20 protein-coding genes are annotated in these 26067 nt (G+C 52.5%); 14 read left to right on the top strand and 6 right to left on the bottom strand.

Annotated features, from left to right (window positions below):
- Positions 1–34 precede the first annotated feature (34 nt).
- Positions 35–985 (bottom strand): glutathione S-transferase family protein, encoded by a 951-nt coding sequence (locus HBA55_RS22015; RefSeq protein ID WP_166995898.1) that lies wholly within the window; start codon positions 983–985, stop codon positions 35–37.
- A gap of 130 nt (positions 986–1115) precedes the next feature.
- Between HBA55_RS22015 and HBA55_RS22010 the strand changes: the two genes are divergently transcribed.
- The 7 genes from HBA55_RS22010 to HBA55_RS21980 all read left to right on the top strand — a co-directional run bounded on the left by HBA55_RS22010 (position 1116) and on the right by HBA55_RS21980 (position 9918).
- Positions 1116–2024 (top strand): LysR substrate-binding domain-containing protein, encoded by a 909-nt coding sequence (locus HBA55_RS22010; protein ID WP_166995896.1) that lies wholly within the window; start codon positions 1116–1118, stop codon positions 2022–2024.
- Between the two features lie 208 nt (positions 2025–2232).
- Entirely contained in the window at positions 2233–2865 is a 633-nt protein-coding gene (locus HBA55_RS22005; protein ID WP_166995894.1) for a TetR/AcrR family transcriptional regulator, read from the top strand.
- Positions 2866–3033: 168 nt separating this feature from the next.
- On the top strand, positions 3034–5478 hold the full coding sequence (locus tag HBA55_RS22000; protein ID WP_166995892.1) for a TonB-dependent receptor: 2445 nt from the start codon (positions 3034–3036) through the stop codon (positions 5476–5478).
- 42 nt (positions 5479–5520) lie between these two features.
- Positions 5521–6555, top strand: coding sequence for an aromatic ring-hydroxylating dioxygenase subunit alpha (locus tag HBA55_RS21995; protein ID WP_166995890.1), 1035 nt, complete (start codon positions 5521–5523; stop codon positions 6553–6555).
- Between the two features lie 74 nt (positions 6556–6629).
- The gene (locus HBA55_RS21990; protein WP_338109437.1) at positions 6630–7931 is read left to right on the top strand and encodes an amidohydrolase family protein; all 1302 of its coding nucleotides are present in this window, start codon (positions 6630–6632) and stop codon (positions 7929–7931) included.
- 183 nt (positions 7932–8114) lie between these two features.
- Positions 8115–8762 carry a VOC family protein gene (locus HBA55_RS21985; protein WP_166995888.1) on the top strand — a complete coding sequence of 216 codons (648 nt, stop codon included), beginning with the start codon at positions 8115–8117 and terminating at the stop codon, positions 8760–8762.
- A 25-nt stretch (positions 8763–8787) separates the two neighbouring features.
- Positions 8788–9918, top strand: coding sequence for an FAD-dependent monooxygenase (locus HBA55_RS21980; protein WP_166995886.1), 1131 nt, complete (start codon positions 8788–8790; stop codon positions 9916–9918).
- Between the two features lie 130 nt (positions 9919–10048).
- Here the strand turns inward: HBA55_RS21980 and trxA are convergent, their stop codons facing one another.
- A complete protein-coding gene (gene trxA / locus HBA55_RS21975) occupies positions 10049–10372 on the bottom strand; it encodes a thioredoxin (RefSeq protein WP_166995884.1) in 324 nt (107 codons plus the stop codon).
- 90 nt (positions 10373–10462) lie between these two features.
- Complete coding sequence (locus tag HBA55_RS21970; protein ID WP_166995882.1) at positions 10463–11116, bottom strand: carboxymuconolactone decarboxylase family protein; 654 nt, start codon at positions 11114–11116, stop codon at positions 10463–10465.
- A 282-nt stretch (positions 11117–11398) separates the two neighbouring features.
- Between HBA55_RS21970 and HBA55_RS21965 the strand changes: the two genes are divergently transcribed.
- Complete coding sequence (locus tag HBA55_RS21965) at positions 11399–12337, top strand: substrate-binding periplasmic protein (RefSeq protein WP_166995881.1); 939 nt, start codon at positions 11399–11401, stop codon at positions 12335–12337.
- A gap of 159 nt (positions 12338–12496) precedes the next feature.
- Here the strand turns inward: HBA55_RS21965 and HBA55_RS21960 are convergent, their stop codons facing one another.
- Complete coding sequence (locus tag HBA55_RS21960) at positions 12497–13393, bottom strand: LysR family transcriptional regulator (RefSeq protein ID WP_166995879.1); 897 nt, start codon at positions 13391–13393, stop codon at positions 12497–12499.
- 92 nt (positions 13394–13485) lie between these two features.
- Between HBA55_RS21960 and HBA55_RS21955 the strand changes: the two genes are divergently transcribed.
- From HBA55_RS21955 to HBA55_RS21935, 5 genes are all read left to right on the top strand, one after another.
- The gene (locus tag HBA55_RS21955; RefSeq protein ID WP_166995877.1) at positions 13486–13950 is read left to right on the top strand and encodes a PACE efflux transporter; all 465 of its coding nucleotides are present in this window, start codon (positions 13486–13488) and stop codon (positions 13948–13950) included.
- 28 nt (positions 13951–13978) lie between these two features.
- Positions 13979–16684 carry a winged helix-turn-helix domain-containing protein gene (locus HBA55_RS21950; RefSeq protein WP_166995875.1) on the top strand — a complete coding sequence of 902 codons (2706 nt, stop codon included), beginning with the start codon at positions 13979–13981 and terminating at the stop codon, positions 16682–16684.
- A gap of 124 nt (positions 16685–16808) precedes the next feature.
- Positions 16809–19232 (top strand): TonB-dependent receptor, encoded by a 2424-nt coding sequence (locus HBA55_RS21945; RefSeq protein ID WP_166995873.1) that lies wholly within the window; start codon positions 16809–16811, stop codon positions 19230–19232.
- 11 nt (positions 19233–19243) lie between these two features.
- A complete protein-coding gene (locus HBA55_RS21940; protein ID WP_166995871.1) occupies positions 19244–20671 on the top strand; it encodes an amidase in 1428 nt (475 codons plus the stop codon).
- A 25-nt stretch (positions 20672–20696) separates the two neighbouring features.
- Positions 20697–21812, top strand: coding sequence for a class II histone deacetylase (locus HBA55_RS21935; RefSeq protein ID WP_166995869.1), 1116 nt, complete (start codon positions 20697–20699; stop codon positions 21810–21812).
- A 149-nt stretch (positions 21813–21961) separates the two neighbouring features.
- Here HBA55_RS21935 and HBA55_RS21930 read toward each other — a convergent pair whose 3' ends face one another.
- Complete coding sequence (locus HBA55_RS21930) at positions 21962–22903, bottom strand: homocysteine S-methyltransferase family protein (protein WP_166995867.1); 942 nt, start codon at positions 22901–22903, stop codon at positions 21962–21964.
- Between the two features lie 244 nt (positions 22904–23147).
- Between HBA55_RS21930 and HBA55_RS21925 the strand changes: the two genes are divergently transcribed.
- On the top strand, positions 23148–23774 hold the full coding sequence (locus HBA55_RS21925; RefSeq protein WP_166995866.1) for a TetR/AcrR family transcriptional regulator: 627 nt from the start codon (positions 23148–23150) through the stop codon (positions 23772–23774).
- A 67-nt stretch (positions 23775–23841) separates the two neighbouring features.
- On the opposite strand, the gene HBA55_RS21920 is transcribed toward HBA55_RS21925, so the two are convergent.
- Complete coding sequence (locus tag HBA55_RS21920; protein ID WP_166995864.1) at positions 23842–25749, bottom strand: hypothetical protein; 1908 nt, start codon at positions 25747–25749, stop codon at positions 23842–23844.
- Between the last annotated feature and the right edge of the window lie 318 nt (positions 25750–26067).

Raw genomic sequence — 26067 nt, 5'->3', positions numbered from 1 at the left:
GCCGGGGGCCTGCCGACGGGCTAAACGGGGTGGTTCAGGAAGCGATGCCTTCAGGCACAACATTGTTGTAGTAGTGGTCTACGATCGCGGGTTTAAATCCCGGGCGCGTCTTGATCCGACTAACAAAGTACTGTTCCAGGTTTGGACGCAGTCCATCTCCCCAGATTTTAAAGTCCAGAGCATACTGCAGACGAATCAGCACAGGTACCCAAGTGATATCGGCCAGAGAAAATTCGTTTCCGACGATAAATTCCTGTGTCTGAAGTCGTTTGTCAAAGTCGTCCATCACTTCATTGGCGTAATCATAGGTATTTTCCATGACTTGCGGATTCTGGGATCGCTCGATTTGCCCCATCCAATCCTGGATCTTTTGGTCGTAATTTACCGCGAATTCAGGGTATTTCACCTTGTATTCGTGCATGGCGCCAATCATTTTCTTGAGGCCCTCTGCTCCCCAACCGGAGTAAGTTGCCCCAGTGGCGCTCCGTTCCATACCTATGCGCGTGACCAGATCACGGATGGGAAAAAAGTCCGCCCTGGCAATTTCCTGCTTGATCAAGGCTTTTTGTTGATCGTCACCTGGAGTGAGATCAGGGCCGGCATAACGGTTGTTTACATACTGCATAATGGTCGCAGAATCGAACACCACTTCGCCATCAGCGATGATAGTTGGTACCAGCCCCCTGGGATTAATACCCATATAGGTAGGCGATATGGTTTCACCGAGTTCGTAGTGCAGCATCACCCCTTTGAATGGTACCTGCTTTTCTACCAGCACCATGCGCGCTCGCTGGGAGCAAATAGAGGCGTAATGGCTGTACAAGACGACATTCTCTGCAGTGTCAGGACCGACCTTGAGATCACCGCAGGCAATGGCCTGAGCGCGGGCGCTGGGCTCATAAGACCGGAGCTCACCGGCGGCAGATCCCTTGTTTTTGGCGATCTTGGCGGTAATTTCTTCCGGTAGGGTTTCTAGAGACGACATTGGATGACTCCTATCAACAGGTAAGGGCGCTATTTGCGGCTGACAACAATGTTAGCGACGCCTAAAATAGTTGAGTAATGAATAATACCGGTAGCAGCAACCCGGCTATCAAATGCATAAGGATACTGTCATGCGTCGGATCGATCTCAATCTCCTGTATGTCCTGAGAGAGCTCCTGAAAGAGCCGAATACCACAAAAGTCGCCGAGAAGTTGTCTGTATCGCAATCGTCGGTTAGTGCTTCCCTGGCACGTCTGCGCTGGGCTTTTCAGGATGAGTTGTTTGTCCGGTCCGGCAGAAAGATGGTGCCGACGCGGCGAGCGGAAAATCTGATTGAACCCGTCGAAGAAATCATCCGCAATATCGAAGGTCTTGTGGAAGAGGTGCGTTTCTCGCCGGAGAAACTGCAACGTCAATTTACGCTGGTAACCACCGATTTTATTCGTCACAGAGTCGGCGGACCAATCATTTCCATGATGCAGTCGGAGGCACCGTCGACCCGAGTGATTTTCGGCCCGCTGGCTGTTGATACTCGCGAACGACTGCGTTCGGGACACCTGGATCTGTTGATTGCACCGTTTGACACCATCCTGGGCAAGTCTGAGGAGACCAGTTTTCAAGCCCTCTACACCGACCATCTGGTGGCGGCCGTGTGGGAGGGGACTGAAAAATACGATAACACGATCTCTGAGCAACAACTGCTGGCGGAAAGTCATCTCAGATTCAATCCATCGATGACCAGCGGTGCGCAATCGCTGGCCGATAAATTTCTGGAGGAGCGTGGGCTTCGCATTAATGCCATTGCCGAATTCAGTACCCATGAGTCCCTGGTTTACGCATTGCGCCACGCCGAGGCGATATCCATCTTGCCCAAAAAAATGGTGGACATATTGGGGCAACAGGCGGAGATCAAAGCACTCGAATTACCCTACGACATGCCGCAGTATGAGGTCGGCCTGGTGTGGAATCGCTCTTATGACAACGATCCTGAGCACCAGTGGTTTAGAGAAGTGGTCGAAAAGGCTGGCAGCTATATTTAGTCTGAATTGGCCAAAGTTGCTTCAAATTTTTGTCCTTTCGTTTATTTTCGACTTGTTCGAATTACGCCTAAATCACCTAGCATATTGAAATACAAAAGATTTCCGTCCTTGACTCCGCTAATACACACACAAACACGTTTGTTTGCAAAATGTAGGAACTCTGCTAGTCTATACAAATCAAAGTCAGCATTCGTATTTGAGGGTTTCTATGACAGCGGTCGCTCCAACAAAAGCCACGCGTTCCACCGGTGTTAAGGAGCGACAGCGCAAGGCAACCATCAACGCACTGATGGTTGCTGCTATTGAGATGCTGTACGAAGAGGGCTACGCGGCTATGACGATGGCGAAGGTCGCCAAGCGGGCCGGTGTTTCCCGAGGTGCCCTTAATCACTACTACTCGACCAAAGACCAGTTGGTTATCTCCGCTGCCCAATACGTTATGGGGCTGGAGATGAAAAAGGTCGAAGAAGCCGCACTTGAAGCTGACGGGCGAGAGGAAGCGGTTGATGCGTTCTTTGATGCATCGGAACGTTTTTTTCTGTCCGAGCGCTATATCGCCATGCTGGAGTTGCTGCTAGCGGCGAGAAACGAACCTTACCTCGCTGAAGAGTATTTCCCACTTGTTGATCGCTTTCGCAAATTGTTTGACGACAGGTGGAAAGAGACATTGACCAAATCCGGTATTTCTCCGGAAGAGGCTGATGAATTGATCGATATCACCAACCTGACCTTGCGGGGTCTCAGTTTTGCCCTGGTCAAGGAGCCCGGTCGAGTGGGGCTGGACGAAAAGCTGACACATCTGCGCAAGCAGCTGCGTCAGTTGGCCAAGATTGGGTCGTAGTTAGATCGCACAGGGCCCATTCAGGGGCTGACGTGGGATCCTAAAAAAGGCGGGAGTACGATAGTTCAGCTTTCCCACAAATAAGAACCATAATACGTATTATTTAATTGGGCGCATTTCAGTGCCGAAGAGATAAGCCAACCAACAGGTCTATACGAGAGAGTTATCATGGTTAACGATAAAACTAATAAGCAAACTTCCCCAAAATCAGCACTCGCGGCTGCCATCACTCTGGCATTACTGCCATTAAACCAGCCTGCAGCGGAAGGGTTTCAGATCGAAGAAGTGATCGTTACCGCCACCAAACGAGCCGAAGGGCTGCAGGATGTACCTATTGCACTGTCGGTCATGGGCGGGGAAAAGATTACCGAACAAGGCGTTGGCTCTTTAGAGGATATCTCCGCCTTTATGCCCAATGTCAATATCTCCGAAAACTCCGGCAGTGATGCTATCTTTATCCGCGGCATCGGCTCACCCAGTAATGCAGGTTTCGAGCAATCAGTGGGTACCTTTATCGATGGCGTTTACTTCGGTCGTTCTCAAGCGTCGCGCTCGGCGTTACTGGATGTGGAACGGGTTGAAGTTCTTAAAGGTCCCCAAAGTACCCTGTTCGGAAAGAACACCGTTGCCGGTGCAATGAATATCACCACGGCGGGTCCGGAGGAAGAATTTGAGGCCTCGATTCAGGCATCGTTAGAGCCGGAGTTTGGGGGGTGGGGCACTTCACTGATTGTTTCCGGTGCGTTGAGTGAGACCGTCAATGCCCGCCTGGCCCTGCGTCGGGAAGAGAGCGATGGTTATTTTCGTAATCACTCCCTCAATCAGGATGAACGCCAGGAAGAGGACACCATAGCTCGATTAACGCTGGATTGGCAGCCCACCGAAGACCTGGGTTTTCGCCTCAAGGTAGAACAGGGTAAAACCGATACACGGGGTCGCCAGAACACCATTGGCATTACCACTCCGGCTTCGGACTTTATTTATCAAACGTTTGGCGATCCTGACTTTCGGGCGGGTATCAACTACGACAAGTATGGCACCGGAAGCCTGCCTGGTCGACCCGCTCAATTTGACGACTCCGAGTGGGACACCTTTTCACTGACCGCAAACTGGGATATTAGCGATTTCAATATTCGCTCGATTACCGCCTACGTAGAGGCGTCGGTTGAAAACTCACTGGACCTGGATTTCGGGCCACTACAAATGATTGGCGCGCAGCGTTTCGAGGAGCACGATCAATTCAGCCAGGAGTTTATTTTGACTTCTCCCACTGGCGGAACTCTCGAGTATATGGCCGGAGTCTATTATCAGAACGAAAATCTGAGCCGGGGGCGCGATCTGGACATTGTCTTGTCCTCCATTGCGCCGCTGTTTGCGGGTCACCCGCTGGAAGCGATTGTACAGGCGGGTTTTGGCGACGCAGTGATGGCGGGCAATTTCACCCAGGACAGCGAAACCTTTTCGGCATTTTCCCAGATCACCTGGAATTTGACTAATGATCTGAGGGTAATTGCCGGCTTGCGCTATTCAGACGATGAGAAGATCTTTGAAAAAACCATGCATACCGCAGCGTTCAGTGGTACGGATTACGTCGCCTTTGCGACCGCAGCAAGCCTTCCGCACCAGGCCTTCTATGATCAATTTCTAAACTTCGCGGTCGCGCACACCTTTGACGCTTCGGGGTATGAAGTCTGCCGCACGTCCTTTCCCTCTCTGCCAGTACCGGTTCCCGCCGTCAGTTGCTCGGTGCAGCAGGGTTATGACAATGTTCGCCACGAGGAACATTGGACCGGGGACATCGTGTTTCAGTACGACATCAATGCCGACATTATGGCCTATCTGAAGTTCGGCAGCGGCTACAAGGCCGGTGGTTTTGACGAAGCGAATCTTACTGCCCTGGCTGAATTTCAGGAGTTTGAAGACGAAACTGTCGAGAGTATCGAATTGGGTGCAAAAATGTCGCTCTGGGATGGGCGCGCTCAGTTGAACATCGCGGTGTTCAGTAACAGTTTCGAAGATGTACAGGTCAGTGTATTCGACGGCGTCGCCGGATTTGTGGTCCGCAATGCCGCGGAAACCGTCACGGAAGGGGTAGAACTGGACGGCCAGGTGCTGCTGACGGAAAACCTGTCCATGCGCTATGCGTTATCCTATCTGGACGCGACCTACGATTCCTATCAGGGAGCTCCCTGTACCGCGGGACAGACGGCTAACTGGACTGGACCTGATGGATGCGAACAGGACCTGTCCGGGCAGCCAACACAATTTGCGCCCGAATGGTCCGGCAATCTGGCATTTGAATACCGCCACCAGCTCAGCGACAGGCTGGAACTGAAAGCCGGCATCGATCTGCAATATATGGGCGATTACCTGCCCACCAACGACAACGATCCAGTGTTACAGCAGGATGCCTTTACCAAGATCAACGCCAGAATCCAGATCGCGGGTGACGACAGCTGGACGCTGGCGTTGCTTGGCAAGAATCTCACCGACGAAACGGTTTCCAACGCCCCTGACGATATCCCACTGGGAAATCTGGGGTTCCTGGGAAGCTATTTTCACTTTTTGGATGCACCGAGAAGTTACGAAGTTCAAGCCAGCTATCGCTTCTAGATAGCACGAAATTTACACGCATGATGAGAGTCAGGAGTCAATATGACCTATTTAAAGAATACCTGGTACGTCGCCGCCTGGGGTGATGAAGTTTCTCGTGAACCATTGGGGCGCAAACTGCTCGATCAAGATATTGTGCTCTACCGCAGGGAAGACGGAGATGTGGTGGCCATTGGCAATCGCTGCCCACATCGCTTTGCGCCGCTTTCCATGGGGAAATTACAGGGCGATACCATCGAGTGTCCCTACCACGGACTGCGCTTTAATGGTCATGGTGCCTGTGTTCTGAATCCCAATGGGGACGGAGATATTCCCCCCAAAGCGAAAGTACCCGCGTATCGTGTGGAAGAGCGCCATGATCTGGTCTGGTTCTGGGGAGGAGATCCAGAACAAGCCGATCCGGCGTTGATCCCGGACCTCAGCTACGTTACCGACCCGAAAACCAGAACAGTGACCGGCCATATTCATGTGGATGCGGCCTATGAGCTCTATATCGATAATCTGATTGATCTCAGCCATGCGCAGTTTGTCCATAATGACCAGCTTGGCGTAGACAACTACGAGGACGCCCAGCTGGAAGTCAAGCAGGCCGATGAACAGGTGGACGTTATCATCACGATCCCCAATGCCAATATGCCTCCGGCTATCAGGGGCATTACCGGCGAGGATAACAAACGGGGGAATTTCGTTCTGGCGGCACACTGGCAGATTCCCTCAATTGTCACCAACCATATCCAATTTCTGGACGCGGATACGAATGAGGCTCTGCACGAGTCCTTTGGCAGCCATTTGTTGACTCCGGAAACGGAAACAACGGCCCACTACTTTTACGGCCTGACTCGCAAGCATCGACTGGATGATAAAGACGTGGATAACGCAGTTCGCGCCTGGCACCTGAAGGGCTTTACCGAACAGGACAAACCCGTAATCGAAGCGGCGGCCCGTATGATGGGAGATGAAACCGATCCCCTGGCGATGGGACCCGCCATCATCCAAACCGATGGTGCAAATGTCAGGGCGCGTCGCATACTCAAGAAGCGTATTAAGTTGGAGCTCGAACAGGAGTCGCAAGCCTGATCGGTCAGAGCCGTGGGGGCGCAGGCGTCCCCACCCCTGAAAATCATAAAAAATCGTCTATTAGGAGAGAATGTGTGCATCGTTTACTTTTAAGGAACATTGCCGCCGTAATGATGGTGGTGGCCAGTACGGTTATCAACGCCGATAACCGGGTTATCCATGCCGGTATGCTTCTGGCCGTACCCGGAGAAAAGCCTCTCACTGCGCATACCATCGTTGTCAAGGACGGAAAGATTGTTGACTTGCTGCAGGGCTATGCAGATGCCCATCAATTTGGATCAAACGCCAAGTTGATCGACCTCAAGGACAGCTTTGTCCTGCCCGGACTGATGGATGCGCATGTGCACCTGCAGATTGATTTCGGCCCCAAGATGGCTGTGGACAAATTAAAGATGTCCAGTCAGTTGGCGCAGATGCGTTCTGCCCATCACGCCAAAAACACCTTGCTGGCGGGATTTACCACCGTCCGCGATACCGGGCCGGTAGAGGGGGCCCAGGAAATGTATGCATTGCGGGATGCCATTGCAAAGGGGTGGCTCGACGGACCCCGAATCATCGCTTCCGAAATTATCGTGGTCACAGGCGGACACCGAGGTGAGATCGCCATGCGGCACGATTTCAAAGATCTGTTGGACAGCAAAGGAGATAATACCTGCGATGGCCCCTATGATTGTCGGCGCGTAGCCCGCAAGGCGATTACCTATGGCGCCGACTGGGTGAAAATATCTGCTACGGGCGGAGTGGCAACCGAACGGGCGACGGGCACTGGCCAACAAATGGACAGCGATGAGATCCGCGAAATTGTTAACGCCTCGCACCGAATGGGCCGCAAGGTGACCGCTCATGCCCATCAGGAAGACGGCATTATCGCTGCGCTGGAGGCGGGTGTGGATTGTATTGAACACGGCAGTTTTGCTGGCCCCCGGTCGATCAAGCTGTTTAAGAAAACCGGGGCTTATCTGGTGCCTACGTTACTGGCCGGGCATCTGCTTGGAGAAATGGCTGCCAAGAACGATACCTTGCCGGCGCCGATCAGGGAAAAGGCGCGCAAGGTAGGCAGCCAGATGATGAAGAACTTCGCCAAACTGCACAAGGCGGGTGTAAAGCTGGCCTATGGTACTGATACCGCCATGATGCACGGTATCAATGCCCGCGAAGCAGTCTTGATGCACAGGGCGGGGATGAGCGAAATGGAGATTATCAAAACAGCCACCATTAATACCGCAGAGCTACTCGACTTGAGCGACAGCCTGGGTACCATCGAGGTGGGTAAAGAAGCGGATATTATAGCCACTGACGCCTCGCCTTTAAAAAATATCGAAGAGCTCTTGGATGTAGACTTCGTAATGAAGGCCGGCAAGGTTTACAAACACTGAGATCAAATACTGCAAAACAACGTATTCACTTCATTACAATACGAACAAGAACCTTGATTCTTTTATTGATCAGGATCAATTATTGAAATTCCCGCTCTGGGTATAGTTGACCTGCACAGTGACGCTTTGGGCAATTTCTTAGCCGAGATCACTGATACTCAATAACTGACAAGGAAATACAGCATGGCCCTTAATCACGTTGCATTCAGCACCCATACCCCCGAACTGACCTACAAGTTCTATACCCAGGCAATGAAATTTCACATTGCCGGCATAGAAACTGACGACAAAAAGGGCAACAAATACAAGCACGTTTTCTTTGACACCGGTGACGGCACCTTGCTTGCCTACTATGACCTGGGTGCCTACGGTACCAGGGCCCACAGCCAGGCGAACACCAATGTCACGGAAGCCATGGGCCTGGGTCCCGCCTATATGCACGTTGCCTATGAGGCGAAGAATCGAGAAGGACTGGAAGAAATCCGCCAGCGCTGGCTGGATCATGGCCTGGAAGTCATGGAACAGGACCATCACAAAGAATGGATGCACTCCATTTACACCTTTGATCCCAACGGACTGATGGTGGAATGCGCCTATATTCAGGGTGAGCTGCCCGAGGGAGATGCCAAACACGCTTACGATATCTTCGTTGAGAAAAAGGGGATTGACGAAGTTGGTTACCCGCGAGAAGGCACCAAACCATTTACGCTGCATCTGCCCAATCCGGATGTGCAAAAACCGGAATACTACACATCGATTACGGAAAAGGTGATGAATATGGATATAGAAACGGCTGGCGCCTTACCTTTTGTCAACGTCATACAACACTAAACGACAAATCCCCAGGAGAAAACACATGAAAGTATGCATCATCGGCGGCGGCCCCAGTGCACTGTTTCTGGCCATATTGTTGAAATCCCGAGGTACCGCGGAAGAAATTCTGGTGCTGGAGCAAAACCCCAAGGACGCAACCTATGGCTTCGGCGTTGGACTGGCAGCTTCCGCCATCGACAAACTGGGTGCGGCCGACCCTGTCACCATGGCGGCTCTCGAAGAGAAAATGCACTTCCTGACCAACCAGGTTATCCAGAACAACACCGGCGAGTTTAAATTGGAGACCACTGCCATGGGGGGGGCCATCACCCGCCTGGATATCCTGACGGTACTGGAGCAACGCTGCCGAGAGCTCGGCATAGAGGTCCACCACCAGCGCCGCATCGATGATCTGGCGGAATTTGATGACTACGACGTTGTGGTTGGCGCCGACGGTGCCAACTCAGTGGTTCGCACTGCCCATGAACAGGACTTTGGTACCCAGCGCAGTCCCCACGGTAATTATTTTGTCTGGTGGGGCTGCGCCAAGACCAAGCTCGAAGCCGGTTTGCGCTTCAGAAGTTATAAGAACGGCAGCATTATGGTTCACTATTATCCCTACACCCCGGATATGTGGACAGTCGTTGGAGAGCTTGATGAGCAGAGTTGGTTTGATCTGGGCATGGACAAAATGACCAACGCTGAGCGCAAGGCGCTGTTCGAAGAAGCGTTCGAAGACATATTCGAAGGTACTCCTATGATCGAGAACAAGTCTGATTGGAATCAATTTGCAGGCATCCGTAACGAACGCTGGTCAGTCGGTAACCGAGTGCTGGTGGGTGACGCGCTCTACAGGGCTCACTTCTCCCTGGGTTCCGGAACCCGTCTCGCCATGGAAGATGCACTGGGCCTGGCGGATGCTCTGGCGGCTTCCCCGGATGATATCCCCGCAGCGCTGGCCGCGTACGAAGAGAACGGCAAACCGAGAAAGGCGGGACTGATGGAAGCGACTGTCCGCAGCCTGGACTGGTACGCCCATGTCCATGAAAAACTGGATATGCCGATTCTGGAATTTATCAGAAGTTATATGGACCGTACTGGCCGTATGCCGGCGGATCGCCTGCATGAATATGCGCCAAACCTGGCGGCTGCGTTGGAAGCTCAAGTGGCCTAGAAACTAAAATAAAACGTCGCCCCCTACCCGGGGCGGGTTGGGCAAAGCCGTCTCTGTAGACGGCTTATGCCGTTGAAAGTCTACTGATTTACAGATGAGATGCAGAAGAGGCAATCATTGTTGTGCTCATTCAGACATTGTCGTCAATAAAGGCTGCCAGTTCGGTCTTGGACAGGGGTCCATTTCTGGTTGCCTGTACCTCGCCGTTCTTAAATATCATCAGCGTTGGGATGCCCCTGACCCCGTAGTTGGAAGGGGAGGCTTCGTTAGCGTCCACATCCAACTTGCAGATATTAATCTTGTCACCATAGTCGCCGGCGATTTCATCCAGAGTGTTACCCAGCATACGACAAGGGCGGCACCACTCTGCCCAAAAGTCGACGAGTACAGGAACATCAGACTTCAGCACGTCTGATTCGAAAGAACTGTCCGAGATGTTACTAATGATGCTCACGGTTGTGCCTCATTTATTGATGTGGAATCTTTAGCTGCGATGAAGAACTGCAGCATCAGACTTAAAACTCAGCCTGATGCTGCAGACAGATTACAATGCGTCGCCGATGCCCAGTTCCTTGGCACGTTTGATGGCTTTCATGGTGGCTTCCTCGCCAAAACGCTCAATGCTCTCCTTCATCAGAGCTTTAGGATCTTTGCGACCGGAACCTTCTGCGTGACCATACTGGTCCTTTTCCCGAATGATCGCGTGGATTGGACCAAAATCGGACAGATCGGCGTCGTGGGCACCGTGTCCCTGCATGATGGCGTTCATAAAGGCGAAAGTTGCACAAATAAATACAACATCAGTGAGGGTTCTTTCAGACCAGCCCGCTGCAAAGATTGGATCAACGTCTTTTTGCACCAGGCGGTTGGGATCGGTAACCAGCTTGTGCACAAAAACCAGAATAGGGCGGAACTTCTCGTCAATCGGCGCCGTCTTCGGATCCTGCAGTACGTCTTCAAAGAACTTGGGGTCAATGCCGTAGGCGATGGCCACGGGATAGTGGGCACTGTAACAATGGGTGCAGCCACGCAGCGCGGACGAGTAGGCGCCAATCAGTTCCTTTTCGCCATTGGACAGCTCGGATTCACTGCGCATGGTGGCTTGTACCAGATTTGGCCAGGCGGAGTAGGCTTCAGGGTGGAGTCCCCAGAGAGTCACAGCGGTGGTTTCTTCGGGTAACGATTTGACAAAAGGCATGGGCACATCTCCAAGGTTGTGTCGTCAGTGTTATTTAGGGTTCTATCAATTTGTACTTACGGTTATCAGGCTAGCAGCGCAACTATTGTGGGACTAATGAATAAATCCGGTAGCACCTACCCGCTAGCCTGATGGTTTATACGAAATCCACTAACCCATTGAAATTAATAAGATTTAAAGCAGGTACTGAATCGAATGCAGACAAACCCGTTTGTTTGCAAAAGACAAGGAGCTTCGATAGGTTGTGTAAAATAAGATATCGTATTCGTATTTGAGGGTTATATGCCTACCCTTGTATCATCAAAAGCTCCAAGCGCTACCGGGGTCAAAGAACGACAGCGAAAGATGGCCACTCAGTCTGCATTTGTCATAGTTCTTTTCGTTATAGCTTCATTTTTCACTCCGATACTAACGGCGGCAGAAAGATGCGAACTCACTGTGGGACTCTGGACGAGAGAGTTTCCGCTGTTCTATTTTCAAGACCAAAAGCAGATGGGCATTTTCCCCGATCTGCTCCAGCAGGTTTCGGCGGACATAAAATGTCAGCTTACTTTAAGATATCTGCCTGCTTCCAGATCGCAACCCACCGCAAGAAAGCAACATATCGATATTGCGTTATACGCCGCTCCGGTTGACAGTGATCTACATCCACTGCAGCCAAAATACATTAGGGGCATGAAACAAAATGCTGTTTCTGACGTGACAGATTCGCCCCAGGTGATTATCAGCTACCAGCCGATATTGGTCATGCGCGCCGGTTACATAGCACGAAAAGGGAGTTCAGATCCTTTCCGTCAGAATGTTATTATTGCTGCAGATCGCATCGGCAGTCTTAGAATGGAACATCACACTGCGGCCTACTGGTGGGAATTTCTGGGGATACCGTTTGTCCCCAAAGGCTTTGGCGATTCACTGCAGGGGCTCAGGGCCCTGGCATCAAAGCGTATTGATTTTTTTGTTTACTTTTCCGTAGGGTTGCAGCAATTCGAACAGCAACACCACGGATCGCAGTTGGAATTAGTCAAGGAAGTCACACCCTTGGCAGTCAGACCAATGATCTTTACGGAGAGATTCCAGCAAGACGCCAGAAGCATGGCGAACCACCTGGAGCAAAGCATAGCTCGGCTGTGGCAGTCCGGTACAGTTAAATCCGTCGTCCAGAGGCACAGTAGGCTGGACTATTTTCACTGGCCAAATGAGGATAGGATTACGCTGCAGTAATAGCTATGTTCAAGTATAACAGGCTGCCCAATGTGAAAACTCTCCGAGATAACCTAATCGCTGCTCAGCATCAATACGGCGCTGGAAACAATGAATGGGCAGGTCTGGGCTAACTTCATCGGCAAAAACAACGGCCATTTGGAGCCGGGGCGTCTATTGTCAATTCTTCTTCGGGTCAACTTCCAAGTTCAACAATCGGGTAAGCAACCATGTGCCCGCTTCTCCCAGGGCCCGTTGTTGACTCCAGACAAGATCCAGCCCCTGGCGGATATCCGCACCCAGGTAGTCCAGATCCAAAACCACAAGCTCTCCGTTATCCACCTTTTCCTGCACGACAGTTTCCGGTAAAAAAGCCCAGCCAATTCCTGCGCACAACAGCGACAATACGATAAAAGGACTTTCAGACAACCAGAACTTCGGACTGATCGACTGTGTTTCATGTCCGGAGCCGCCTCGCTCGCGACCGCGAACCACCAGTTGACGATGGTGACGAAGCATTGGCAGGGATACTGGCTGTTCGGTGACCAGGGGGTGGTTTTTGCCGCAAACCGGCAATACCCGATAGTGACCCATGGAGCGAAAATGATAGCCTTCCGGATATTCCTCCTGTTCCAGCATCAAGCCAATATCTGCCCGATCTGTTCTTACCAGTGAGGCCACATCATGAGCGCCAGGGTCGAGCAATTCGACTTCGATAAACGGGAAGCGTTCTTCAAATTCACTCAATGCGGGAAGAATTGTCTGGATGGGGATGCTCTGCTCTACGGCAAGACACAAACGGGTTTCTTCCTGGCCGATCAGGGAAGAGGCATGAGCAGAAAATTCCCTGGAGCTTTGTAATACCGCATTAGCGTAATTTAACAGTGACTGTCCATCGGGCGTCAATTTTGGTTTACGTACGCTGCGGTCAAAGAGCTCGAGATTGGTCTCAATTTCAAGATTATTGATGGCAGTACTGATGGCAGATTGAGCTTTATTGAGCTGCCGCGAAGCTGCAGAAAAAGAACCGGTCTCAGCGGCGGCTACGAAAGCAGTCAATTGGTCCAGTGTTGGCATCGAAGTATCTCATTTATAGATAGTTACTAACTTTTAATTATCTAAATGATGGATAGAATGAGCAAGCCTTATGTGACAGTATCGAGGAAAAAATGAACAAAAACGTGGCAATTCGCAGCAAATGGGACCGCGTTCGCTATTCGTTGCTGCTGGAAGCGACTCTGATCGCCCTGATCGTACCGGCGGTGTCAATCATATTTGACCGCCCTGTGACCGACAGTGGCGCGTTGGCCATCATACTCTGCGTCAAAGCCCTGATCATCAGTATGATCTACAACTACCTGTACGACAGGATGGATGCGCATTTTGGCCGGATTCCAACCGAAAGATCTCTGCCGGGACGCATCGCTCACGCGCTGGGATTTGAACTTGTGCTTACTGCCACTTCATTACCCATTATCGTTTGGTGGCTGGACATCCCCTGGTTGCAGGCGTTAGTGATGGATGTGGTGCTGATGGCGTGGGTGGTGGTCCACACCTTTTTCTTTACCCTGGCGTACGACCGTTTGTTTCCGGTTTTGCAGCCGGGTTTGTGTGAAAAAATCGGATGTGATTAAATTTTGGCGATCCCAATGAGTATCGCCAATGAAAAACCCGGCTGCTGCCTATCTGATTAAAACCAAGTTCACACCACCCGCCCAGGTTTCCGGGGCTGTGAATCGCCCTCGGCTGATTGAGCGGCTGGCACAGTCACAAGGGCGGCGGCTGGCGCTGGTAACGGCACCGGCGGGTTTTGGTAAATCCACTCTGTTACGCCAGTGGTATAGCGTACTGATGGAGAGCAGGAAGGCGTGTTGCTGGCTTTCGCTCGACTCCGGTGACAACGACCCGGCGACTTTTGTCCGCTATTTTGTCGCCAGCTTGCAGACTCTCTCACCAGCACTGGGACAACCGGTTCTCGATTTTCTTGATAATGTCGGCCCTAGTGATGTCTCCAAGGTGCTCGGCCTGCTGATAAATGAAATCAGCGAATTCGACCGGGAGATCGTCTTTTTTCTGGATGATTTTCATCTGGTCGACGACCTTGATGTATGCCAATTTGTTGAGCTTTTACTTAACTTGGCAAGCCCCAACTTTCGAATGGTGATCGCCAGTCGCGTCCGGCCTGATCTGTCGCTGGGGTCGATGCGGGTTGGGGACAAGCTGACCGAACTCAATGCGGAGTCTCTGCGCTTTGAGTTGGCAGAATCGCGGGAATTCCTCAACCGTTTACACAAGCTGGAGCTTTCGGAAGAGGTGTTGGACGAGCTCTATCAACGCAGTGACGGTTGGGTGGCGGGGCTGCAATTGGCATCGCTGTACCTAAAAGAGGAGGGGCGATCCGTTCAGCGCAGGGAATTTTCCGGCAATTTCCACGATGTGGCCGACTATCTGGCAACGGATGTGTTTGAAAAACAACCACCGGAGCTGCAACGCTTTTTATTGGGCTCGTCTCTGCTTAATCGGTTTAATGCTGAGTTGTGCAATGCAGTATTCGAACAATCCGATAGCACGCTCTACATTCAGCGCCTGAAAGACCTCGATTTGTTTCTGATTCCATTGGACGAGAAGGGCGATTGGTACCGATATCACCATCTGTTTCAGGAATTCCTGCAGGGCAAACTGCAGCAACACTATTTGCAGGACGCCCGCCACTACAGCCGGCGCGCCAGTCACTGGTTTGACGCTAATGGTTTTTTTCAGGAATCGGTGGACTATGCGCTCGCGGGCGATGCGTCTGAAGATGCCGCCGTATTTATCGAGCAACATGGCTATGAGCAATTTGTGCAGGGGCGCATGCCCCAGATCGACAGCCTGATCAAGCGCATTCCCGCATCAGTGTGCGCCCGACATCCGGACCTGCTGTTGCTGCAGGCGACCGCCCTTTACCATATGAACCAGCCCGACAACGCCCGCGCGATTTGTGATGAGGCGCGGGAGTGTATTGACCGGAAAAAAACCAGAGACAATCTCTCAGACGAGCAGGAAGCCAATCTGGAAACGTCCATGACGATTCTGGATGCGGGCATTCAAATGTCCCAGGAACGAACGGGGGAGGCGATGGCCCGGGTCCCCGCTGATTTTTGCCCTCCACTCGCCTGGCAGCAGGGCACCATTAACAATATCCTTGGCTACAGCCACCTCATGCACGGGGATTTTGAGTCGGCCGAGCGGCTCTTGAAACAAGCCCGAGCCAGTCACCTTAAAACCCGACACAGCTTTGGCGTGGCCTACTCGGATTGTTTTATGGCCATGCTCAGGCTGCAGCAAGGGCACCTGAAGCAGGTGCTCGATATTTTCCGATGGTTTGACGATGGTATTTCCAGCCGTCAGCAGAGCATTTATGTGGCTCCGGTGTTTGATGCCATGCGTGGTGTATTGCACCTGGAGATGAATCATCTGGACCGGGCCCTGCCGTTACTGCAGGCGACGCTTCCCATATTGGAGGAGGTGGGTCAGGTGCGGTTGTTACGATTAGGCTACTGCAGCCTTGCTCGCTTGTATGCCTTGCGGGGCGATCAGGCGGCAGCCTTGAAGCTCTTGGACCACGCGCTGGGTCTTCACCCCCATTCGCCTAGCCATGACATGCACTGCCTTTTTGTGGATGCCGTTCGACTGGAAATCCTGCTGCAGGCGAGCCAATCTGTACAGGCCCTGAAATTAGCAACCAAACACGAAATTCCTCTGGACGATGAATTAGAGCCCCTGCCCGTTGGCTGGGAAAGGGTGGCCTATCTGAAACGCTTTTTGCAACTTCGGCTGCTTTTGGTCGCGGGTCAGACAGACACAGCGATCCAGGGGCTGGAAGACTTCGAGCAGCGGCTGCATCAGCTTGATCAGGGTTATCTGCGCTTAAAGGCTCTGTTGGTCCTGGCTCTGGCGCACCAGCAGGCCGGTCAGACGGAGGTCAGTCAAGCGATATTAACAGACGCCCTGCGAATCGCCGCACCCAATGACGCTTATTGCCTGTTTCTGGAAGAGGGGGAAGCAATGAAGCAGTTGTTGGCGTCGGCCCCCAAAGACAGGGATCCACTGGCAAACAGCTTTGTTGAAACTCTGTTGGGCTATTGGGGCTCCGGAGAAACCGCTGACAACAAACCCCATGGGTTGATTGAGCCGCTCAGCGGTCGGGAGATCGATGTCCTGACGTTGATGGCCCAGGGGCGTACCAATAGCGATATAGCCGACGATCTGCATATCAGCCAAAAAACAGTCAAGTGGCACGCCACCAATATCTTCGGCAAATTGGGAGTCCGCAATCGGACGGCCGCCGTCATCACCGCCCGTGAACTGGCTATCATCGACATCTAACTTATTGATCCCACTGATATTCTTAATGATCCGGGGTAGAACAGGACTTTAGTCCGGTCACTTACCCCGCCCCCCTGGCGTATGGTTATCAAACTCAATAACCATAACGACAGGAGAGGGCGCAATGCGCAAAACACTATTATCCATTTCCGTGGTGCTGGCGGGTCTGCCAACAATGAATCTGGTCGCTGAGACCATTCAGCTGGAAGAAATTGTAGTCACGGCACAGAAGCGTGCTCAAAGTATCAACGATGTAGGTATCACGGTTAACGCTTTTAGCGGCGAACAAATGAAGGACATGGGTGTGTTCTCCGCTGAGGACGTAGCCCAACACACCCCCGGCCTGACGGTTAATGAAGCGGCCGCAACTGGCACTCCCAACTACACTATTCGCGGCGTTGGCTTTCAGGACTACAGCACTGCGGCCTCATCCACGGTGGGGCTCTACTTTGACGAGGTGGCGATACCCTATACAGTGATGAGCCGCGGTGTACTAATTGATATGGAGCGGGTGGAGGTACTCAAGGGGCCGCAGGGGGACCTCTATGGTCGCAATACCACCGCGGGGCAAATCAATTTCGTCAGCAAGAAACCCACTGAGGAATTCGAGGCCGGTATCAGTGTCAGCCACGGGCGTTTTGATACTCTGGACTTTGAAGGTTTTGTCAGCGGCAGCCTGACCGACAACGTGAACGCCCGCCTCGCTTATAAGACCACCCAATCTGATGAAGGCTGGCAAAAGAGCATCACCCGCGATGACGAATTGGGCGAAAAAGACGTTAGCGCGATACGAGCATTATTTGATATTGAACTGAATGACAATGCCTCGTTGTTGTTGAATTTGCACGCTGTCAGAGACAAATCCGAAAATCGTGCAAACACCGCCTACGATGGCCGCCAGGCGGGTTTAGCTGAAAACGCCTTACCTTATCGCCAATTGGCAGACTATCAATTGCCCACCGGTGCCAATTTCGGCGAAACACCACCCTGGTACTCTACCGGCGACAGCCGCTCAGCTGACTGGACCAATAGCTACACCAGCCCCATCACCGGCAAGACCTTTGACCTTCGTCCGCAGCGGGACAATGAGCTGACCGGTGCCTCGGCAAAACTGGAGTGGGAGCTGAATGAAGGCATGACGCTGACCGCCATTACCGGTTACGACAAGTTTGAACGTCAGGAGTCCAACGATTGGGACGGTGGCGCTTACAACGATTCCAGCAACATAAACACCACTGATCTGGAGGTGTTTTCCCAGGAAGTGCGCCTGACTTATACCTCTGATGAGCTGATGTGGATTGCCGGTGTTTATTACTCCCATGACGAAATGGATGAGGAATACCATTACTTTATGTCGGACTCCATGTTTGGCCAGGGTTCTATCCCTTATGGCATTCCGCCATTTGCCTTGTCTCCGATTCTGGAGCTGCAAACCCGTTACGAGCAGGAGACACAATCGGCTGCGGTATTCGGTCACGTGGAGTGGAATCTGACCCAGGATCTGCGGCTGACTCTGGGTGCCCGTTACACTCAGGAAGAGCGGGAGTGGAGCGGTTGCACCTACGACGCCGGAGACGGCAGTCTGGCGGGCTTTTTAAACTTCTCCTTCGGTTCGACCTTGCCGGCGGGTCACTGCGGCACCATTGATGACGATCCCAATTCCCCCAACTATGTATTTGGACTATTGGGCAGCCCCAATGTCAACGATGCCTTTCACCCCTTTACCGACTCCATCGACACCAACAAATGGATGGGAAAAATCGGGCTCGACTACGCCGTAACGGAAGATCTGCTGGTTTACGGCACTTTCTCAACAGCGTTTAAGTCCGGCGGATTTAACGGTGCAAATTCCAATACCACCCAGCAGCTGATTCCCTACACCGAGGAGGAGTTAACGGCGTTTGAGCTGGGCCTTAAGAGCACATTGCTTGACGGCACCCTGCAACTTAACGCGGCCGCCTTTTGGTACGACTACGAGGACAAGCAGGAACAAGACCTGGCGGTAACCTTCGTAGGCAATATCTCCGGATTGACCAATGTGCCCGAGTCTCGCATTAACGGTGCAGAGTTGGAACTGAAATGGCTGCCGGTTGAAGGTCTTAATATCAATCTGGGTATTGCCTATCTGGATACCAAGGTGGAGAAATGGGAAGCGGTAGATCCTGCCGCCAGTGCCTGGCCGACGGTGGTGACCCACGACGTTTCCGGCATTGAACTGGCCCAGGCGCCAGAGTGGCAGTACAACGGCCAGATAAAATACGAATGGCCGCTCGGAGAAACTTTGGTAATGGAAGTAGGTACCGACTTCAGTTTTCAGGGCGAAACCTCTGGCGGTGTTGCCATCGAGGATGCCACCGACGATTTTTGGGTCGTTAACGCGCAGGTGGCGGTCGGCAGTACGGATGGTCAGTGGCGAGCGATGCTGTGGAGTCGCAATTTAACGGACGAATACTATTATCCGGCGGCTTATCAAGGTGGCAATGGGCCCTATGTTCGCAGCGCCGGTACGCCGAACACCTACGGCGTCACATTTGATTACCGTTTCTGAGGGGCTGCGACATGAATATTGACGAGTATCGCAGTTTCGATGCCATGGGGCTGGCGAGCTTGGTTCGCGACAAACAGGTGACGCCAGAAGAATTGGCCAGCTGTTGTTTACAGCTGGCACAGAAATTGAACCCGACCATCAACGGCATTGTCGAGTGTTTTGACGAACCCCTGCCAGCCTGGGATGACGCGGTGGAGGGACCCTTCTATGGAGTGCCGTTTCTGATTAAAGATTCAGTGATCCATGCACAGGGTATTCCCTCTGAAATGGGCAGCCGCCTGGCCCAGGGCCTGGTCGCTCCTCACGATTCAGACCTGATGACCCGTTTTAAGCGGTCGGGGTTAAAGAGTCTGGGCCGTACCACCACACCGGAATTCAGCTACAACATCACCGGCGAATCCCTGCTCAATGGCGCAACCCGTAATCCCTGGGACACCAGCCGTATTGCCGGGGGGTCGAGTTCCGGTGCGGCGGCGTCTGTCGCTGCCGGTATTGTGCCCATGGCCCATGCCAACGATGGTGGTGGTTCGATTCGAGTACCCGCCGCTTGCTGCGGCTTGATAGGATTAAAGCCCACCCGTGGTCGGGTGCCCATTGGGCCGGACTCGGGGGATGGACTCAACGGTCTGGGGATTGAATTCGCCGTTACCCGCAGCGTGCGCGATACCGCTGCGCTGTTGGATGCGGTCCAGGGGCCGGGTATTGGTGAGCCCTACGAAATAGCGCCCCCTTCGCAGCCCTATTTGAAAACCATTGCTGATTCACCCAGGTCACTGACCATCGCCGTGGCCGCGGAACCCTGGTTTGGTCCGGGTGTGGACAGTGAAATGATTGAGGCCGTTTGGAACACCGCACGTGAATGTGAGAAGTTGGGACATCGGATTGTCGAGGCAAGACCTGAAATAGATCACGAGAGTTTCCTGTCGGCACAACTGCGCATCTGGAGCGCCAATATCGCCAGTTGGGCCGATGGCTATGCGGCACTCTCCCAGCGACCTGTGGATGAGACCACTCTGGAAGCCACCTCACTCGCCAGCTATCGTTACGGAAAAAACCTGAGTGCCTGTGATCTGCTGGAGGCATTGTCCATCGCCAATACGGTATCGCGAACGGTAGGACAGTTCTTTCAGAAATATGACCTGCTGCTCTCTCCCACCGTTGCAGGCCCGGCGGCGAAGCTTGGCGTGTTCAACGCCAACGACAGCACCCTGGATGCCCACGGGTGGGCGGAAAAGATCTTTGGCTTCTGCCCGTTTACCGGGCTTTTTAACCTGACCGGATTACCGGCAATATCTCTGCCCTTGCAACGTACCCGTAGCGGTTTGCCGCTGGGAATGCAGTTCGGTGCCCGCTTTGGCGACGAAGCAACCCTGTTGCAACTGGCCCGCAGTCTGGAGCAGGTCATGCCCTGGCCAACACACAATCCATCATTGGCTTAAGCGTATTACTGTTGAGGTTTTTGGAATGAAAACAGGTTTTGTCTATCACGAACTCTATATGTGGCACAACACCGGAAACTATGCTGGAGTGATGCCCTACGGTAACCCGGTGCAACCGGGCGAGCATGCCGAAGGACCGGAAACCAAGCGTCGATTTCGCAATCTGCTGGAGGTGAGTGGGTTACTGGAGCAGCTTCATCCTATAAAGGCCCGTCATGCCACCGAGGCAGAGATTCTTCGCTTTCATACCCGCGAGCATCTGGAACGGGTAAAAACCTTGAGCGCCGGGGAGGGGGGAGATGCCGGTGCCTTCTCACCCATGGGCAAGGGCAGCTATGAGATCGCGACCCTTTCGGCCGGTGGTGTTATCTCGGCGGTGGATGCTGTGCTCAACGGTGAGGTTAATAATGCCTACGCGTTAGTACGCCCGCCCGGACACCACGCCCTGGCGGATATGTCCATGGGTTTCTGTATGTTCGGCAACGCGGTGATTGCCGGACTGCATGCACTGGAAATCCACAAACTAAAACGTATTGCCTATGTGGATTGGGATGTGCATCACGGCAACGGTACCCAAAGTGCATTTTATCGAGACCCCCGTGCACTGACAATTTCCATTCATCAGGAAAATTGCTTCCCAATGGATTCCGGTCCCATTTCCGAAACAGGAGAGGGTGAGGGTGAGGGTTATAATCTCAATATCCCGCTGCCTGCGGGCTCCGGCTTTGAGGCCTATAAGGCGGCGTTTGATCGTGTTGTTGTGCCCGCTCTGCGAGCTTACAGGCCGGAACTGATTATTGTACCTTGTGGTTTTGATGCCGGTGCCCAGGATCCGCTGGGTCGAATGATGATGCACAGCGAAGGTTATCGCTATCTCACCGAACAAATGATGTTGGCGGCGAGGGATCTGTGCGAGGGCCGTCTGGTAATGACTCACGAAGGGGGCTACAACGCTTCAACTGTACCGTTTTTTGGCCTGGCGGTAATGGAACAGCTCAGTGGCATCAAAACCGGTGTGGAAGATCCGTTTCTGGAAATGTTTCAAGCGCTTGGCGGGCAGAAGCTGCTGCCGCACCAAGAGGAAGTTGTGCAGCAGGCGGAGCTGATTGTTGAGCAAATGTATCAACGGACGGGATATTGAATTGAGGCTTATAGTATCTCCAAGGCGAAGTCAGTTCGCCCCGGAGTGCAATAACTCGTCGATCCGCGCCAGTAGTTTTTCACACTAGGATATATGCACAGAAAAACAGAGATACCCTGGATGTCTGTGCATATTCTCGATGCTGAACTTCAGTGAACAATATGCTTGCATACCTCCTCAATATGGCGGTGATCTGTGCCGCAGCAGCCCCCCAGTACCGTGAGATGAGAGGAGAGGCGCCTTAACTCCTCAAGTTCGCACCCAAAGGCTACCGGATTACCATCGTCCAGAGTCTCGGACTCATCCAGCTCCGCGTGGCTCAGGCAGGAGGCGTTGCCCCGAAGCCCCCTGATGCGCTGCAACCAATCGCCGCCGGCTTTAAACAGATGCTCGAAATGGGTGGGGTGGGCGCAGTTAATCATGTAGTAGGCCGGTCCCTGATCGGTTGCCGCATCCACCTCAGTGATAACCCGCTGCAGGCTTTCACCATTGGGTAATTTGCCGTCGGTCTCCACGGTAAAAGAGATCGCCACCGGCAAGTCGTGTTCTTGGGCTGCCCGGGTGATGCCGATGGCTTCGTCCACATAATTTAGGGTCAGCGCCGCCAGCATGTCCACATTGGTATCGGCAAAAGTAGCTATTTGAGTGCTGTGATAGTCCTTTGCCTCGTCCTCCGTCATCAGCTTGGAGGGGGTATACCCATCTCCCCGAGGGCCGAGATTGCCGCTGATGAGGACAGTGGTGTGCTCGGTTTCGTATTCATCGCGAATCTGTTCGAGCAGTTTTACCGCCTGGCGATTGAGCTGCTCCAAAGTTTCGGGAGAGTCGCCGATCAAGCGAGCCCAGTCAGGGTTGGCACGCCAGGTGGGTGTCTCCAGCACAATGCCGACACCATATTGCTGAGCCAGCTTGGTGTAGGTGGTGTAATAATCATAGAGGCGTTCATAGCCCTGTTGGTCTCGCAGCAGATCGTAAGCGGCAAAGTGGGGGAGGTCGATATGCTGCTGAAAGCAGAGTATGGTTTCTAGCCCGCCATCGGTGATAAAGGGGCGGTTTCCAAGTTGTGGCAATTGTTGACTGTAGATACCCATTGTCATTCCTCTTCGGAGGCGATTGCACGTCGCAATCGCGTTAATCTGGGGTGTTTACGAAGAAATAGGCTAGGCTTTTGGTAGGTTGTTTTCTAGTGAACCGGCAGTACTTTTTTTTCACTTTTTTGAAAAATCCCCATAAAACAACCACCTATATCGCGCATTGGCATGGATACCCAATTCGCGCGCTTTACCAGGATACAAAACCTTACTGCGGGTATAGAAAAGAAGGGGAGTTACCGACATGTCCAGCAAAGGCCAGGCCACCCGGGAAAAATTATTGGATATCGCCGAGCAGCATTTCCTCTCAGACGGGTTTCTGGCGACCTCGATCGAAGACCTGATTAAGGAAGCTGGCATCACCAAGGGCGGTTTTTTTTACCACTTCGAAGGCAAGAACGCATTGGCCTCGGCTCTTCTGCAGCGCTACCAACGGGACGATGCGTTGCTGTTCAGTGGTTTGTTCAAGCGGGCGGAAGAGTTAACCGATGACCCCTTGCAGCAGATGCTGGTGTTTGTGAAACTGCTGGCCGAAACCATGGGTGACATGGAGGGAATGCACCCTGGGTGCCTGGTGGCTTCGTTTACCTACGAGACTCATCACGTCAATCAGCAGGTTCGGGATATCACCGCCGCCATAGTCAGAGACTGGAGACAATTGTTTAAAACCCAGTTGGATAAAATCAATACTGCTTATAACCCCATTTCTGGAACCCACAGCGATGATCTGGCGGATATGCTGTCCACCATTATCGAGGGTGGTATCATCGTTTCCCGGGCGGTCGGTGACCCCGCAATCCTGATGAAGCAACTGTTAGAATATCGCCGCTATGTGAAACTGCTGTATGAGCAGGGGGGGCGCAAGCACTGAAGCCGTTATCAGGTAGCATCCAGCTCCAGTTTTCACACCGGTCGCCGGCATGCCCCAACCAGTATTCTTACGTGGCGCTGAAGCCGTCTCCGCTGCGGCCGTCCTCCTGCTTCTCCTGTCTCAAATAACCAGCAGCCTCTTCATCGGCTTTCTGCAGCGCCGGTTGGGGCTGCATGGGAATGGCTCGCGATTGTCGATTGATATCATGAATCTGAGCCGCATTCTGAAGGTCACGTTCACTGGTGATAGCCGCAATGGATTCTCTGTCTTTGAGGAAATCAATCACATCATTACGGATGCCGGATAATTCCTGATCATTCTTGTGCATTTCCAGGATAAATCGAGGGTGCTCCAGATTTCTCATTCCGGTCGCAGCAAAAGTACTGGAGATGATTCGGGTTACAATGATCCAAGGGGTGATACTGGATCTTACCAGTATATTTTCAGAGCGAGTTGAATCGTGTATGCCTGTGCCGGTAGAAATCTTTGATTCAGTAAAAGTGCCTTCCACTTTCAGGTAGATGAGATGGCTGTCGAACAGCATCTCCGCGAAAAACAAATGGGCGGAGTTAGTCAGTATCCTGGCGAACGCTCGAATTAGAATACCAAACAGCAACAGATGGATGACCGTGCCGCAAAGTGCGAAAAATGTTTCCAGATCTGAGGCGGTCATATTGTTACTCAAGTTGTCGAAGCCGATGGCGTTAAGATGACTGTAGGTGCTGGCAACAGCGAAGGTCAGAAATACGGTGAAAACAGACCCAACCAAGAACAGCAGATTTCCGGCGATTAGGCTAAACAACCGGGTTCGCTCGAACAGGGAACCCAAGTCCATTGGCTTAAACTTTGGCTGTATTTCCTGAATCATCTCACCAAAGAAATTACCTTTGCCCTCTACCTGCTCCTTCAGATCCGGCTCCAGTTCCTGATATACCCGATTGGGCACTTCCTTGTAGCGTCTGTTAGCCATCACCAGGTTGTCAAGATTTATGAAGATTTCATTGGGGTGTACGGACTCCTGCCAGTTTTCGCGAAGCTCCGACACCTCCACCTTGGGATCGGCGTGTTGCAGCCTTTTCTTCACCATGAAAAACACGGCAGCAGTTGAAATTGAGGCCCCGATCAGCACTGCAAAAAGGTACAGAATTGTGTAAGAGTCCGGCAGCTTGGCGAATACCTGCTCCACATCAGCGATGGAAGTTCCGGACGAGCTGAGGACCCAGGCCAGCGCGAGACCGATGATCACCGGCAACAGGATCGCTCCGGCGATGACTCGCACGAGCTCTGCGCCGCCCATGCTGGGAATCTCTTTGTCGGCGGTGCGATTCAGTGCGGTACCCACTGAGCGCCACACATACAGCAGGTATATAGTCAGGGCTACAGAATAAACCGGAAAGGCGGCTGCCCCGGTTTCACCAGCGAAACCCGCCAGCGATACAAAGGCGACTAAGGCATAAGCAATTAAAGCCACAATCGTTTTCACCCAAGCACCAAATACCCGTTGCGCCATGTTTCTAACCGGGTAGGGCATGTAGGTAAGGCGGGGTAAAATGCTGTGAACAAGGCGGGCGAGAAATCCTCGGGGCTCGACGAAGGTGGGGTTCTTCCTCCCGACCAGCATCTCTGTGAGCTTTTGCTTGTCATATACAACGTATCCGGCCTCTTCCTTGGCAGTACTGGACTCAGAGCGACTGAAATTGTGGGCGAGCGAGGTGGGATGATTACGCCCGACAAAATACCTGAGCATGGCGACGATACCGGTGGCCGTGATCCTGACGCCGTTGCCAACCAAGAATAAACCGAATACTGCGATAATCCAGCCGAGAACGCCGTCGCTCTTAACCGTAGAGGCAGCCTCTATCAGTAAATACATGCCCAGAACAAAAACGACTGCCCCTCGAGCTGCTGTAACCGCACCCTCCAATTTAAAGGGGTTTTTCAGTCCTAGATCAATTGAACCATAATCAAATGCCATGACTCACGCACTCCCTTATATCTAATCCAAATCACAAGTAGAGGTCTTCGCTAGGGTCCAAATCTCCGCTGAAATAGTGAAGCTCAAGATGAATATCTCTGAGTGACAGTGTCCTGTTTTGGCGCGAAAAATTTTATTGAGCATTGCAGTTTTGGACCGCGTCGTATATGGAGTCTAGCTTCTAATTTGAGTAATGCATGGAATTGGACTGCATAGCCTTTATTCGGTAATACACGCTATTTAACATAATTATTATTATGCGAAATTTTGTATGGCGACAAGGAATTAGTCCGTTTCGACATCTTCAAGAAGGTCAAT

The organism is Pseudomaricurvus alkylphenolicus, assembly GCF_011683955.1.
GTDB classification, from domain to species: Bacteria; Pseudomonadota; Gammaproteobacteria; order Pseudomonadales; family Cellvibrionaceae; genus Pseudomaricurvus; species Pseudomaricurvus alkylphenolicus.
This window is presented reverse-complemented; position numbering and strand designations above follow the sequence as displayed.

Bases quoted from the DNA above. Each gene is read 5' to 3' on its own strand.
- HBA55_RS22005 (WP_166995894.1), top strand. From the start codon at position 2,233: ATGACAGCGGTCGCTCCAACAAAAGCCACGCGTTCCACCGGTGTTAAG.
- HBA55_RS21920 (WP_166995864.1), bottom strand. From the start codon at position 25,749: ATGGCATTTGATTATGGTTCAATTGATCTAGGACTGAAAAACCCCTTT.
- HBA55_RS22010 (WP_166995896.1), top strand. From the start codon at position 1,116: ATGCGTCGGATCGATCTCAATCTCCTGTATGTCCTGAGAGAGCTCCTG.
- HBA55_RS21930 (WP_166995867.1), bottom strand. From the start codon at position 22,903: ATGGGTATCTACAGTCAACAATTGCCACAACTTGGAAACCGCCCCTTT.
- HBA55_RS21940 (WP_166995871.1), top strand. From the start codon at position 19,244: ATGAATATTGACGAGTATCGCAGTTTCGATGCCATGGGGCTGGCGAGC.
- HBA55_RS21970 (WP_166995882.1), bottom strand. From the start codon at position 11,116: ATGCCTTTTGTCAAATCGTTACCCGAAGAAACCACCGCTGTGACTCTC.
- HBA55_RS21950 (WP_166995875.1), top strand. From the start codon at position 13,979: ATGAAAAACCCGGCTGCTGCCTATCTGATTAAAACCAAGTTCACACCA.
- HBA55_RS21980 (WP_166995886.1), top strand. From the start codon at position 8,788: ATGAAAGTATGCATCATCGGCGGCGGCCCCAGTGCACTGTTTCTGGCC.
- HBA55_RS22000 (WP_166995892.1), top strand. From the start codon at position 3,034: ATGGTTAACGATAAAACTAATAAGCAAACTTCCCCAAAATCAGCACTC.
- HBA55_RS21935 (WP_166995869.1), top strand. From the start codon at position 20,697: ATGAAAACAGGTTTTGTCTATCACGAACTCTATATGTGGCACAACACC.
- HBA55_RS21960 (WP_166995879.1), bottom strand. From the start codon at position 13,393: ATGCCAACACTGGACCAATTGACTGCTTTCGTAGCCGCCGCTGAGACC.
- HBA55_RS21995 (WP_166995890.1), top strand. From the start codon at position 5,521: ATGACCTATTTAAAGAATACCTGGTACGTCGCCGCCTGGGGTGATGAA.
- HBA55_RS21945 (WP_166995873.1), top strand. From the start codon at position 16,809: ATGCGCAAAACACTATTATCCATTTCCGTGGTGCTGGCGGGTCTGCCA.
- HBA55_RS21985 (WP_166995888.1), top strand. From the start codon at position 8,115: ATGGCCCTTAATCACGTTGCATTCAGCACCCATACCCCCGAACTGACC.
- HBA55_RS21965 (WP_166995881.1), top strand. From the start codon at position 11,399: ATGCCTACCCTTGTATCATCAAAAGCTCCAAGCGCTACCGGGGTCAAA.
- HBA55_RS22015 (WP_166995898.1), bottom strand. From the start codon at position 985: ATGTCGTCTCTAGAAACCCTACCGGAAGAAATTACCGCCAAGATCGCC.
- HBA55_RS21955 (WP_166995877.1), top strand. From the start codon at position 13,486: ATGAACAAAAACGTGGCAATTCGCAGCAAATGGGACCGCGTTCGCTAT.
- HBA55_RS21925 (WP_166995866.1), top strand. From the start codon at position 23,148: ATGTCCAGCAAAGGCCAGGCCACCCGGGAAAAATTATTGGATATCGCC.